We start from the raw sequence: 13,655 nt of genomic DNA, 5'->3' as shown, positions 1-13,655 counted from the left end.
GCGTCACTGGTACACCCGCACCCAGTCCACCTCGAACACCGCGGGACGCAGGCCACCGGCGCCGGTGAAGTTGTCCAGCTGGATGTTCAGGTGCCCGGAGGGCATCGCCTGGATGTCGCCCCGATCGGCGCCCGCGCCGCCGGAGTAGCGGAACCACTCGACCCCGTCCACGTAGCCGACCAGCGCCTGCGAGGTCCACTCGAAGGCGAAGTTGTGCCACTGGGTCATGTCCAGCGGGCACAGGTCCTTGCGTTCCTTCTTGTCGGTCGGGCTCTTCGGGTAGTGCAGGAACGCGGTCAGGCACTGGGCGTCCGGGTTCGAGTACTCCACCCAGTCGTACTCGCCGTTCTCCAGCCGGTTGCCCGCGGTGGGCCAGATCAGGTGCAGCGGGTGGTAGAGCCCGCCGCTGGGGCCGATGTTGCGCGAGCGGGAGCGGATCTCCCACTTGCCGTACTGCTCGTCCCGCTTCTGCCGCAGCCAGCCGGTGTCGCCGTTGGCCTCACCGCGCATGGTCATCATGCCGTCGGCCACCGTGCTGTTCTTGGCGCAGCGGCGGCCGTTCTTGGCGTGGCCCTCCCAGCAGCCCGGGGTGCCGCCGACGTTGCCGGAGGGCACCGCCCACTTCGCCGGGTCCACCGGGCCGGTGTAGTCGAACTCGTCGGAGATGGGCAGCGGGGTGCCCCAGTTGTTGCGCACCGCGGCCTGGGTCTGGTCGGCGGGCTGGTCCTGGCCGTGGTTGACGCGCAGGCCGTAGATCTTCACCTCGCCGTAGTTGCCGCTGTCGCAGGGCGAGGCGTTGCCGCAGTTGGCCTGGGTGTAGGCGCCTGCCTTGAAGTAGCCGCCGCTGAACTTCTTCGACAGCGTGGCCTTCAGCTCACCGTTGTAATAGGCCTTGATCTTGCCGTCGCTGACCACGAACCTGGCCTGGAACCTGGTGCCCAGCCGGTAGCTGTCGGTGATCAGCGTGTGCTTGCTGTCGCCATCGGTGATGTAGAGCTTGCTGCCTTCGAGCCGGAAGACCGAGACGTCGTCGGAGCCGTCGTGGATCTGCCCGGCGACCACGTTCGGCCGGCCCTTCGGCGCCGCGGTGATGGCCTGGTCGATCACCATCTCGTGCGTGCCCGAGGTCGAGGACCAGCTGGCCTTGTTCCGGCCGTTCATCTCGCGCAGCTCGGAGCGCGGGTAGTTCGAGCCGCTGGTGGTGACCCCGTTGACCGCGGCCCGGAACTGGACCGCGGCGCAGTCCTCGGTGGCGCGGAACCACGGGTCGATGGCGTAGGTGGCCAGCTCCGGCTGCTCGACGTTCTTCGGCTTCTCACTCGCGCCGATCGGCAGGCCGATGTACCAGTTGCTCAGGTCCAGCACGTCGGCCGGGTAGCGGCACTCGCCCCCGCCGCCGCCATCGGCCCCGTTGATCACGGTCTCGGTGATGCTGGTCCAGTTGTTGACCGTGTTGCCGTGCCCGACCACGCGCAGGTACCGGGCCGAGGCGTCGGCGAAGTCGTAGACCTGCGGCGCGACCGTGCTGCCACTGCTGGTCTTGCGCGCCAGCACGGTGGTCCAGGACGCGGCGTCCTGGGACAGCTGCACGTCGAAGGTGTCCTGCCGGGTGTCGCCCTTGTGCCAGGCCAGTGACACCGATCCCACGGTCTGGGGTGAGCCGAGGTCGTACTCGATCCACACCCCGTCACCCTGACCGGACCAGCGGGTGGCCGGATCGCGGTCGAGGGTGTTGGCGGCGACGTTGCCGTCGTCGGAGAGCGCCCTGACCCCGCTGACGGGCAACGGAGAACCCGCCGCCGCGGCGGCGGACAGGGGCACCCCGCAGACCCCGACCGCCAGCGCCCCCACCAGTAATGCGCGGGAAGCACGATGAGTCAACCGCATCGCAACCTCAATTCATCTGGACGGACTACCGCCGGGCAGCCTGCCAGCCCGCGCCGGGATCGGTCCCAGACGACATCTTCAGGATTGCGACAGCCACCGCACAGCTCGCCGACAGTCCTGGTCAGCATCGTGGACGGCATGCCGAAGGACAACCGCACCTACCAGGGCCGCCCGCTGCCCCGGCCGCAGGACGAACTGGTCGACCAGGGCCTGGGCTTCGACCTGGGCACCCTGTTCAGCCGCCGCCGCGTGCTGGGCCTGCTCGGCCTCGGCGCCGGGGTGGCGCTGGCCGCCTGCACCCCGGCGGCCACCTCCGCCCCGGCCACCACCGGAGCCGTGGCCGAGATCCCCGAGGAGACCGCCGGTCCCTACCCCGGTGACGGCTCCAACGGCCCGGATGTCCTTGCCCAGAGCGGGATCGTGCGCGAGGACATCCGCGCCAGCTTCGGCTCCGCCACCGGCGCCGCGACCGGCGTGCCGATGACCATGGAGCTGACCGTGCTGGACCTGGCCGGCGGCAAGCCGTTCCAGGGCGCGGCGGTCTACGTCTGGCAGTGCGATGCCCAGGGTCGCTACTCGATGTACTCCGCGGGCGCGGAGAACGCGAACTACCTGCGCGGGGTGCAGCTCGCCGACGCCGAGGGCCGGGTGCGCTTCCGCAGCGTCTTCCCCGCCTGCTACCCCGGCCGCTGGCCGCACGTGCACTTCGAGGTCTACCCCGACGGCGGCAGCATCACCGAGGTGGCCAAGGTGATCGCCACCTCCCAGCTCGCGCTGCCCAAGGAGGTGTCCGAGGCGGTCTACGCCCAGCCCGGCTACGAGTCCTCCGGCCCGAACTTCCAGCGGGTCAGCCTGGCCCGCGACTCGGTGTTCCGCGACGACACCGGTGGAACGCAGCTGGCCACGGTGACCGGTGACGTGCGCACCGGATACGCGGCGAAGCTCACCATCGGCGTGGACACCAGGACCGCGCCGCGCTGACCGGTAACAATGGGGAGTGCGCGAAGGCAGCGGGACTTGGGTGGCGGTGCTGGGACCGGTCCGCGCCCAGACTGACGGGTCGCCGATCGCGATTCCGGGCGCGCGGGTGCGGTTGCTGCTGGCCCGGCTGGCGCTGGCCCGCGGCCGCCAGGTGCCCGCCGAGGTGCTGATCGACGACCTGTGGGGCGCGGACTCGCTGGCCGACGCCACCAACACCTTGCAGGCCTTGGTCTCCCGGCTGCGCAAGGCGGTGGGCGCGGCGGCGGTGGAGTCGGCCAGTGGCGGCTACCGGCTGGTGGCGGAGGTGGACGCGCCGCGGTTCGAGGAGCTGGCCGCGCGCGGCCGCCGGGAGCTGGCCGCGGGTGATCCCGCCGCCGCGATCGCCAGCCTGGACGCGGCCCTGGGGCTGTGGACCGGGGCGGCGCTGAGCGATCTGCCCGATGCGGAGTTCGTCCGGGCGGCGGCCGGTCGGCTGGCCGAGGCCCGGCTGGCGGCGGTGGAGGACCGGGCCGAAGCGGCGCTGCGACTGGGCAGGCCCGAGGAGGTGCTGGCCGAGCCGGCGGAAGCGCATCCGTTGCGGGAGCGACTGGCCGCGTTGCGGATGAGGGCGCTGTACGAGGCGGGGCGGCAGGCGGAGGCGCTGGCGGTGTACGAGCAGGTGCGCCGCGCGCTGGCCGAGCAGCTGGGGGTTGATCCAGGGGCCGAGCTGCGGCAGGTGCACCTGGCCGTGCTGCGCGGTGAGCTCGAACCGCTGGCCGCGCGGCCACAACCGGCGGCGGGGCGGCTGCCCGCGCAGCTGACCAGCTTCACCGGACGCGAGACGGAACTGGACCTGCTCACCGGCCAGCTCGCGGCCGCCCGACTGGTCACCATTGTCGGACCGGGCGGGGTGGGCAAGACGAGGCTGGCCATCGAGGCGGCGGCCCGGCAGCCGGTGCCCGCACGGGTGTGGTTCGTGCCGCTGGCCGGGGCGGCGGAGGTCGCCGAGGCGGTGCTGGGGGTGCTCAGCGCCGCCAGGGTGCGGCTGGGCGGGGCGCGGCAGCCGGTGCTCGACCAGCTCGCGGAGCTGATCGGACCCGAGGACGCGCTGCTGGTGCTGGACAACTGCGAACACCTGGTGGACTCCGCGGCCAAGTTCACCGAGGAGCTGCTGACCCGCCTGCCAGGACTGCGGATCCTGGCCACCAGCCGGGAACCCCTGGCCATCACCGGCGAGGCGCTGTGCCGTCTGGAGCCGCTGGCCCAGCCCGACGCGGTGCGGCTGTTCCTCGACCGGGCACGGGCGGTGCGGCCGGGATTCGCGGTGGATGAGACGGTCGCGGACATCTGCCGCCGCCTGGACGGCCTGCCGCTGGCCCTGGAACTGGCCGCGGCCCGGCTGCGCTCGATGACCGCCGAGCAGATCGCGGCCCGCCTGGACGACCGCTTCCGGCTGCTCACCTCCGGTAGCCGGAGCGCGCTGCCCCGGCACCGCACGCTGCACGCGGTGGTCGAGTGGAGCTGGGACCTGCTCACCGAACCGGAACGGCTGCTGGCCGCCCGGCTGTCGATCTTCCCCGGCGGGGCGGGAACGGTTGCGGTGGAAGCGGTCTGCGCCGACGAGACACTGCCGGCCGAGGACCTCGTGTACCTGCTCGGCGCGCTGGTGGAGAAGTCCCTGGTGCAGTGGGACGGGCAGCGGTACCGGATGCTGGCCACCATCCGCGCCTACGCCGCCGACCGGCTGGCCGACCGCGAACCCCTCGCTGACCGGTTCGTGCGCCATTTCCTGGCCCTGGCCGAGGAGCAGGAACCCCGGCTGCGCAACCGGGACCAGCTCGACGCGTCGCGCCTGCTCGACACCGAGCACGACAACCTGGTGCACGCCCTGCGCGTCGCCATCGCCGACGGCCAAGCCGACGCGGCGGCGCGGTTGGTCGCCGCGCTGACCTGGTACTGGAAGATGTTCCGCTTGGACGCCAGGGCCGAGGGCTTTGTGGCCGAGGTGCTCGCTTTCGGTGACGCCCTGCCCAGCCACAGCCGGGCCGGGCTGACCGCGCTGCACGAGCTCACCGCCGAGGTCACCTTCCCCGGCCCCGACCGGGTGCGCGCGCTCGTCGAGGACTGCCTGGCCACCGGCGCGCTGACCCGCCACCCGACCCTGCTGATCGCGACCGCTCCCTCGGCCTACCTCGCCGGGCTCCACGACCTGGCCGAGCAGCAGCTGCGCGAGGCCGGAGACCCGTGGGCGGCCGCGGGCGGGAACCTGCTGCGGGCGTTCTTCCGCGAGGACCAGGGCGACTGGCCGGGCGCGGCGGCGCTGCGACGGCAGGCGCTGCGCGGGTTCGAGGAGTGCGGCGACCGGCTCGTGCTGGCACACACCCTGGCCGCGGTGGCCCAGGACCACGCCATCGCGGGGGAGCAGCAGCAGGCCCTGGCCGCGCTCGCGCGGAGCGTGGCGCTGGTGGCCGGGCCCGGCTGGGCGGAGGAGACCGCCTACCGCGCCAAACTCGGCGTCCAGCGGACCCGGGCGGGCGATCCGGCGGGGGCACGGCGGGAGCTGGACACCGCACTGCGCCAGGCGGTCGAGCGCGGCGAGCCACACCTGCGGATCGAACCCCTGGTCGCCCTGGCCGACCTGCACCGCCGCACCGGCGACCCGGGCCGCGCCCACGAGCTGCTGGACGGCCTGGAAGCCTCGGTGCACGGCCTGCCCGGCGCGGAGCAGGCCGCCGCGATGCTCATCGCCCCGGTCCGGATGGCCACCCGCATCGACACCGGCGACCCGGCCGCGCGAGAACCGCTGCCCCTGGTCGCCGCGGTGGCTCCGGCACGGGCCGCGGAACTGCTGGCCCGGCTGCTGCCACCGGCTGAGGCGGCCTTCGCGCTCGGCCTCAGCCAGGCCATTCGCGGCGCCGTCGACCGGGGTGACCCGGAGCTGCGCGCGCTGACCGACGAGCTCACCGCCCAGCTCGGCCCGGCCTTCGCGCTGGCATTCGGCCGGGGCGCGGGACTGTCGAGAGACCAAGCGCGGCAACGGCTGCACACGCTCTGACCGCGCTCGTCAGGCCCGTGTCAGACCGCTGTCAGCGCCTCCGGCCAGCGTGATCACCATGACCAACACACACCAGAGGGTGCAGGACGCGCTGGACCGGGTGGTGGCCGAACAGAGCACCCCCGGCGCGGTCGCGGAGATCCGGGACGAGCACGGCACCTGGTTCGGCTCGGCCGGAGTTGCCGACCTGAGCACCGGCCGCCGCCGCGAACCGGGGGAGCAGTTCCACACCGGCAGCGTCGGCAAGGCCTGCACCGCCACCGCGCTGCTGACCCTGGAGGCCGAGGGACGGCTGAGCCTGGACGACACGGTGGAGACCTGGCTGCCCGGCGTGGTCCGCGGCAACGGCAACGACGGCCGCGAGATCACCATCCGGCAGCTGCTCACCCACACCAGCGGCCTGGGCATCACCGGCCTGAGCCCGGAGATCGTGCGCAAGTACCACACCAGGGCCGGCTTCGCCGCACACCGCTACGACGTGTCCACTGTGGACGAACTGATCCGGCTCCAGCTGGCCGTCCCGCCGCGGCACAAGCCGGGGGAGGGGTTCGCCTACGCCAACGGCGGCTACCACCTCGCGGGCGCGATCATCGAGAAGGCGACCGGCCGCAGCTACGAAGACGAGGTAACCCGCACGGTGATCGAGCCGCTCGGCCTGACCGGCACCTACGTGCGCGGCCTGGCCGAACAGCGGTTCCGCGGCCCGCATCCCAAGGCCTACAGCCGGATGTTCATCCGGGACGACGTCGATCCGGCCAGCCTCACCGTGGACAACTACGCCTCGCTGCTGGCAGGCCCGGAAACCGACCCGGCCGACGTCACCGACCGCACCTACTCCGGCTGGGCCGCCGGTGGCCTGGTCTCCACCACCGGCGACCTGCTCCGGCTGGCATCCGCGCTGATCACCGGCTCCCTGCTGCCGCAGGCCCAGCACAACACCATGTGGCACACCGTCCCCACCGCCGACTGGCTGCCCAACGCCCGCTACGGCACCGGCGTCAGCCAGTGGACGCTGGCCGACGGCCAGGTGGTGCACGTGCTCTCCGGCGTGGAGGGCGGCAGCGTCACCCTGGCCATGGGCACCCCCGACGGCGAGCGGCTGGTCGCGATGCACCTCAACGGCGACTGGAACTGGTACCTGGCCTGCTACCAGATCTTCGAGGCGGTCTTCGGCTCATGAGCATCCACAACGCGCTGGCCGAGCTGATCGCCGAACACCGGGTGCCCGGCGCGGTCCTGGGCGTGTACGCCAACGGCGAGCACCGGGAACACGCCGCCGGGTTGCTCAACACCCGCACCGGCGTCCCGGTCACCACCGACTCGCTGTTCCAGATCGGCTCGGTCAGCAAGGTCTGGACCGCCACCCTGGCCATGCAGCTGGCGCACAAGGGAAAGCTCGACCTCGACCGCCCGGTCCGCGCCTACCTGCCGGACTTCCGGCTCGCGGACGAGTCAGCCGCCGCGGTGATCACCACCCGCCAGCTCCTCTGCCACACCGCGGGTTTCGACGGTGACGAGTACAACCTCAGCGAGGCAGCCCAGCTGTTCGAACCGGGCGAGCTGTTCTCCTACAACAACGCAGGCTACTGCGTCCTCGGCCAGATCATCGAAGCCCTGCACGGCAAGCCGTTCGTCCAGTGCCTCACCGACCACCTCATCCGACCGCTGAACCTCACCCACACCGCCACCGACGCGGACCAGGCCATCCTGCACCGCGCCGCGGTCGGCCACCTCCAACCCAGCCCCGAGGACCCACCCCAGCCCACCACGGTCTGGGCCCTGCCCCGCTCCCTCGCGGCGGCGGGCTCGGTGCTCACCATGAGCGCCCGCGACCTGCTTTCCTTCGCCCGCAGCCACTTCACCGGCGAAGTCAGTCAAGCCATGCGGGCCGAACAGGTGCGCATCGCGCCCATCACCGCGCACGGCAACGCCTGGGCACTGGGCTGGGAGGTCTTCCACCTCGGCGAGCACACCATGTACGGCCACAACGGAAACACCATCGGCCAAGCCGCGTTCCTGCGCCTGATCCCGGAGCTGGACCTCGCCATCGCCCTGCTCACCAACGGCGGTGAAGCCGAAGCCCTGCACCAGAAACTCCTCACCCACCTGCTCCGCGACCTGGCCGGCATCGACCTACCCGCGCCCCCGGCACCGGCCCCAGGCCCGATCGACGCGACCCGCTACCTCGGCACCTACGGCAACTCCCTCGCCGCCACCACGATCACTCAGGACCACACCGGCGAGGTCCGGGCCGACGGCGTCCGGCTCCTGCCACACGGCGAGAATGCTCTGATCACCGCCGCGCCGGAGCAGGGCCTGCACCGCATCCACCACTTCCTCGGCGACAACGGCCACGGCCAAGCCCGCTTCCTGCACAACGGCCGCGCGATGCCCCGCCGCTCGGCCTGACCGGCTGCGCTGCGGGGCCGCTCAGCCCCGCAGCGCGGTCTCCGGACTGCACCCCGGCCCGCTCTCACCGGCCTGGGTCTCCCGCCAGGACAACCCGTACGTGCGCACGTTCCCGGCCTTGCGTGCCGCCATCACACAGTCCCTGGACTCCCCGCGCCCAGCCCACACCGCCACCCCGACATCAGCCCCGGCCACTACCACCCGCGCCCCTTCCCACGGCGTCTTGCCGGCCGGATCCGGCTGCGGAAACCCGATCTCCTCGCGCACCGCGGCCAGCACCTCCTCCTGCACCGGCGCGGAAGGCAGGCCGCGCAACAACGCCACGAGCTTGTCACCCGCGTCGTGCGGGAGCTTCCAGTACACCGGCAGCGGCGGCGGCGTGTAGGGCGTGGCATCCTTCGGGCAGGCCGTCCGCTCCGGCTTGCCCATGATCCCGTAGTAGTTGAAGTTCATCTCGTAACAGACATCCCGCGCTGGCCTCGACTTGCCGAAAACCCCTCTGGGCTCCAAGGCCGGCTGATGAATGCGGATCACCAGGTGGGCCGTCTGCTCCGCGGCGTGGACCCCGTGCGGCACCTCCCGCGCCACCAGCACCGCGAAGCTCTCCGACTTGCCCAGCGTGGTGGCCAGCGCGGCCCGCGCGAACCCCGCCGCGTCCGGCTGCGGCGGATGGCTGATCGCGGTGGCCAGCGTGTCGGCCTGGCGGTCGGTTTCCGAGTCGCCGGGATGGGCACACGCGGTCAGCGCCAGCACCGCGCCGACGGCGGGAACAAGACGGGAAGTACGCACGTTGGCAGCCAACCGTGCCACCGCCACCTTGTCCTGAGTGTTTCTACCTGTCCGTCAACGGAAGCCGCATCCGGTAGCACTCGGTCACATACGGCATCTCCGTCGGCCGCCGGTCGGCCAGCAGCGCGCGCACCCGCCCCAGCAACTCCTCCCTGGTCGCGGTCGGCAGGGTGATCACGTAACTGCGCGAGGCGACCATGTCCAGCGCCTCGGCCGTGGTGATCGGCTGCCGCCAGCGGACGTCCTGCCGCTCGACCGGGCCGAACGGCTCACCGACCTGGTTGTCCTGCCGCTCCTCGTTGGTGGCCGGGCCGTAGTCGCGCAGTATCCGTTCCAGCTCGGCGACCCAGGGCACCGACACGTCGCGCACGTTCCACACCAGGCCCAGCCACCCGCCGGGGCGCAACACCCTGGCGGCCTCCGGGACCGCGAGCGCCGGGTCCACCCAGTGCCAGGCCTGCGCGCAGACCAGGACGTCCACGCTGTTGTCCGGCAACGGAATGGACTCGCCGCTGCCTGCCAGCACCCGGACCTCCGGGAGCACCTGGGCGAACTGCTCGCGCATGCCGTCCGAGGGCTCCACCGCGATGACCTCGCGGTCCGGGGCGCGCAGCGCGCGGGTGAGCTTGCCGGTGCCCGCGCCCAGGTCGACCACGGTGCGGGCGTCCCAGGGCACCAGCCAGGTCACGGCTTCCGGTGGGTAGCCGGGGCGGCCGCGTTCGTAGGTGTCCGCGGCCGCGCCGAACGAGCGGGCCTGCCGGTCTCTGTCCTGCTCCATGGTTGTCATCCTGCCTTTCCGCGCAGCGCCAGCCGGGGCCACTGTGCGAGCTCGGTCAGCAGGCCGCGGTCGTGGGTGGCCACGACCACGGCGGCGCTGGTGCCGGCGATCGCCTCGGTCAGCTCGTCGACCAGGGCGGGGGAGAGGTGGTTGGTGGGCTCGTCGAAGATCACCAGGTCCGGGCGGGTGGCCAGCTTCATGGCCAGGTCCAGCCGCCGTTGCTGGCCGAGGGACAGGCGGGCCACCGGGGTGCGCGCGGCCTCCCGGTCGAGCAGGCCGGAGGCGGTCGGCGAGCCGGGCAGGGCCGCCCGCTCGAACAGCTGGCGTGCGGTCAGCTCACCCGGCCAGTCCGGCACCTCCTGGGCGATCAACGCGATCCGCGCGCCGGCCAGCCGCCGCACCTCGCCGCTGGTCGGCGCCAGCTCCCCGACCAGCACCGCGAGCAGGGTCGACTTCCCGGTCCCGTTCCCGCCGGTGATCAGCAACCGGTCGCCGCCGTTCACCGTGAGCGTCACCTCCTCCTCAAGACGACCGGTCACCTTCACGCCGTGGGCGCGCAACAGCCCAACTCCGGCGCGGGTGCTCGGCTCCGGCCAGCGCAGGGTCAGCGGCGGCGCGGGCACGGTGACCCGGTGCGCCTCCAGTGCCTCCTGCGCCCGGTTGAGCGCCTGCACCACACCCGGCGCGCGGGACTGCCGCTGGTGCTTGCCGGTGCCCTTGTCCGGCCGCCACCCGGTGCTCAGCCGCGACCTGGCCTGGTCGAGGGCGACGGCCAGGCCACGCTGTTCGGCCTGCTGCTCCTCGTACTCCTGCACCCACCGCGCCCGGTCCCGCCGGCGGCCTTCCAGCCAGGCCGCGTAACCCCCGGCGTACCACCGCGGCCTGCCGTCCTGACTGGGATCGAGGTCGAGGAACTCGCGGGTCACCTCGCGCAGCAGCGTGCGGTCGTGGCTGACCAGCGCCAGCCCGCCCCGGTGCGCCCGCAGCCGCTCGGTGAGGAAGGTCAGCCCACCGGCGTCGAGGTGGTTGCTGGGCTCGTCCAGCAGCAGGATGTCGTGCCCCGCGCTGAGCAGGCAGGCCAGCCGCACCCGGTACCGCTGCCCGACCGACAGCGTGCGCAGCTCGCGCTCGCGGTCGGTGCAGGCGTCCAGTCCGGCCAGGGCCACGTCGAGCCGCCGCTCGGCGTCCCAGGCGTCCAGGCGGGTGGCCGCGTCCAGGGCGCGGGCGTAGCGCTCGTCCGCGCCGTCCTCGCCCCTGGTCAGGCCGTCGGTGGCGGCCTCAAGGGCGCGCAGCGCGGCGCGGGCGCTGTGCAGGGCCTCGTCGGTCAGCGAGCCGACGGTGGCCCCGGGCTGGGCGGGCAGGGCCTGCTGGGACAGGCCGAAGGTGCCCGCGCGGTGCACCGAACCCCGGTCGGGGACGCGCAGCCCGGCGAGCACGTGCAGCAGGGTGGTCTTGCCCCGGCCGTTCTCGCCGACGATGGCCAGCCGGGACCGAGCCGAGACGGTGACGGAGACGTCGGTGAGCAGCACGCGCCCGCCCAGGGTGACCGAGACATCGGTGGCGCGCAGATGAGGGGTGATGGACAAGGAAATGCTCCGCAGCTCTGGTGGGAGCCGGGCAGCACGAACACGCCGCCCGGCGATGGCCGGAACGGCGGGCAGGGAGAAAGGTCTCGGTGCGCCGCCGTCAGGCGGCGGAGTTGGGCGGCATGACCGCGCTCATCGCGGCGAAGCCGGCGCTGTAGTGCATGGCGGCCAGGCTAGTCAGGCCACCGGAGGGGACCAACCGAATTACCGGCTGTCGCGGTTGGCGGGCCGACTGCGGCTGGCCCGCCAACCGCGCGGGTGTGCTCAGGCTGGGGTACAGGTCAGTGTCGGTGGCGCTGCCCTTCCGGTGGCCTGGAACCCGAAGGTGGTGCTGCCGCCGGCACCGATCGAGCCGTTCCACCCGGCGTCTGTGGCGACCACGGCGGCGGCATCCTGCTTCAGGGTGGTGTTCCAGGACTTGGTGACCTGCTGGTTGCCGGGCCAGGTCCAGCTGACCCGCCACCCGGTCATCGCCGTGCGGCGGTCGTTGGTGACGGTCACCGTCGCGGCGTGCCCGGTGCCCCAGTCGCCGTTGACGTGCAGGCTGGCCGAGCACCCGGCCGCGGGCAGGACCAGCAGCGTGATGGAGTTCGCCGGGTAGGTCGCGTTGACCTGACCGTTGCTCACCTGGAGGTCGTCGCCGCGCACGATGCCGCCCAGGTTGGCCTCGCCGTAGGTGAACCGCTGCGCCGCACCGGCGCTGTCGAACCCGGCCACCGACAGCGGCGAGGTCAGCTCGCCGCCGGTCTTGTTGACGACCATCACGGTCACCGCCTTGTCGGCGGAGCGCTGCGCCGCGTAGACCGCCAGCCTGCCCTGGTCGGCGGCGGTCGCCGACACGCTGACGTCACCGAAGCGGCTGCCCGCGCCGTCGTAGTTGCGGTACATCCGGAACGCGTAGGCGCCCGGATCGGTCGGCTTGGGCTCGCCCCACATGGTGGCCAGGTCGAGGCCCTCGCGTCCGAAGATGCCCAGGACGTCGGCTTGCGCCAGCGCGCCGTTGATGTGGTCCAGCGCGCCCCAGTTGTACTCGGTGATCGCGGTCTTGGTGCCGGGGTTGTGCTGGGCGATCCACGACTTCATCGTGCGGATGAACTGCAGCGGCGGCGCGTTGACCCCGCCGGGGCCGATCCAGTTCTCCTCGACGTAGGTCGGGTCCCACAACGACCGGGTGGACCGCAGCCGCAACGCGTTGGCCGCGGGGTCCTTGTCACCGCTGATCTGCGGGTAGAAGTGCTGGTCGAAGTAGTCCAGGAAGCGTTGCCCGCCATGGGCATCGCTGTAGTCCTTCATGTTCTTCAGGTACCACTGGGAGAGGTTGAGCCCGCCGTGCGCGGCCGAGTCGGCGCCCGGTGCGCAGCCGTCCACCCCGGAGGCGACCCACTCGCAGTACCCCCAGCCGGACGGGCCGAGCACCTTGGCGCTGGGGTCGGCGGCCTTGATCGCCGCGGCGGTCGCGGTGCCCTTGCCACCCAGCTCGTCGTAGGAGACCGGCTCGGGGTGCACGTCGCGGTGCGTGTGGGCCCACAGCACCGGCTCGTTGTCGAGCTGGTAGATCGGCACGCCACCCCGGGCCGCCGGGCCGAACCTGTTCGCCAGGTGCGCCACCATCTCCCCGGCGAAGGCCGCGTCCGCCTTGATCGAGGTGTCGGCGGGCACGCCGGTGAGGTTCTTCTGGTCCAGCTGGCCGTTGCCGCAGTTGGGGTCCCACTCGTCGAACTTGTCCTGCTGCGGGAACCGGGTCGCCGGGAAGCCACAGTTGAACGGGTGCACCGACGGCGAGTCCTTGGCCACCCAGCCGATCAGGGGCACGGTGACGACCGGCTTGATGCCGCGGTCGAGGTTGGACTTGACCATGCCCTCGACGGAGCGTTCCTGGTCGGCGACGATGTTCTCGAAGAACCAGTCACTGCCGGTGTTGTAGGTGCGGTTCTTGAAGTTGTAGCGGCTGCTCGCGTTGCCGCCCCAGCGCGCCACCGACTGGCCGATCTCGGCGTTGAACGCCGGATCGCCGCCGTTGAGGCCGTAGATGTCGGGGCTGATCGTGTGCCGGGCGGCGGAGACGTCCACCGACAGCGCGGGCCCCGTGGCCGCCGCCGCGGCGCTGGTGGCCGCGTGGCCGGTGAGCATCGCGGTGAGCGTGAGCACCGCGAGGGCTGATCCGCCTCGCACCAGACTTCTTGGTCGCATG

General features: G+C 72.4%; 9 protein-coding genes. 4 read left to right on the top strand and 5 right to left on the bottom strand.

Going from position 1 to position 13,655, the window contains the following annotated elements; translation table 11 throughout:
• Positions 1-3: 3 nt before the first annotated feature.
• A complete protein-coding gene (locus tag M8C13_RS00985; RefSeq protein ID WP_252478482.1) occupies positions 4-1,851 on the bottom strand; it encodes a polysaccharide lyase family 7 protein in 1,848 nt (615 codons plus the stop codon).
• Positions 1,852-2,025: 174 nt separating this feature from the next.
• On the opposite strand from M8C13_RS00985, the gene M8C13_RS00980 reads away from it, so the two are divergent.
• The 4 genes from M8C13_RS00980 to M8C13_RS00965 are packed head-to-tail and all read left to right on the top strand — an operon-like array spanning position 2,026 to position 8,311.
• Complete coding sequence (locus M8C13_RS00980) at positions 2,026-2,868, top strand: intradiol ring-cleavage dioxygenase (protein WP_252478481.1); 843 nt, start codon at positions 2,026-2,028, stop codon at positions 2,866-2,868.
• 16 nt (positions 2,869-2,884) lie between these two features.
• On the top strand, positions 2,885-5,902 hold the full coding sequence (locus tag M8C13_RS00975; RefSeq protein ID WP_252478480.1) for a BTAD domain-containing putative transcriptional regulator: 3,018 nt from the start codon (positions 2,885-2,887) through the stop codon (positions 5,900-5,902).
• 58 nt (positions 5,903-5,960) lie between these two features.
• Positions 5,961-7,082, top strand: coding sequence for a serine hydrolase (locus M8C13_RS00970; protein ID WP_252478479.1), 1,122 nt, complete (start codon positions 5,961-5,963; stop codon positions 7,080-7,082).
• Positions 7,079-8,311 carry a serine hydrolase gene (locus tag M8C13_RS00965; RefSeq protein WP_252478478.1) on the top strand — a complete coding sequence of 411 codons (1,233 nt, stop codon included), beginning with the start codon at positions 7,079-7,081 and terminating at the stop codon, positions 8,309-8,311. Before M8C13_RS00970 ends, M8C13_RS00965 begins: the two co-directional genes overlap by 4 nt.
• A gap of 21 nt (positions 8,312-8,332) precedes the next feature.
• Here M8C13_RS00965 and M8C13_RS00960 read toward each other — a convergent pair whose 3' ends face one another.
• The 4 genes from M8C13_RS00960 to M8C13_RS00945 form a co-directional block, all read right to left on the bottom strand.
• On the bottom strand, positions 8,333-9,100 hold the full coding sequence (locus tag M8C13_RS00960; RefSeq protein WP_252478477.1) for a hypothetical protein: 768 nt from the start codon (positions 9,098-9,100) through the stop codon (positions 8,333-8,335).
• A 43-nt stretch (positions 9,101-9,143) separates the two neighbouring features.
• Entirely contained in the window at positions 9,144-9,878 is a 735-nt protein-coding gene (locus tag M8C13_RS00955; RefSeq protein ID WP_252478476.1) for a class I SAM-dependent methyltransferase, read from the bottom strand.
• A gap of 5 nt (positions 9,879-9,883) precedes the next feature.
• A complete protein-coding gene (locus tag M8C13_RS00950) occupies positions 9,884-11,464 on the bottom strand; it encodes an ATP-binding cassette domain-containing protein (RefSeq protein ID WP_252478475.1) in 1,581 nt (526 codons plus the stop codon).
• 264 nt (positions 11,465-11,728) lie between these two features.
• Entirely contained in the window at positions 11,729-13,636 is a 1,908-nt protein-coding gene (locus M8C13_RS00945; protein WP_252478474.1) for a glycoside hydrolase family 44 protein, read from the bottom strand.
• Between the last annotated feature and the right edge of the window lie 19 nt (positions 13,637-13,655).

This window comes from Crossiella sp. SN42 (genome assembly GCF_023897065.1).
Taxonomy (GTDB): domain Bacteria; phylum Actinomycetota; class Actinomycetes; order Mycobacteriales; family Pseudonocardiaceae; genus Crossiella.
The sequence above is the reverse complement of the archived record's forward strand: the minus strand, read 5'-3'. Positions and strand labels throughout refer to the sequence as shown.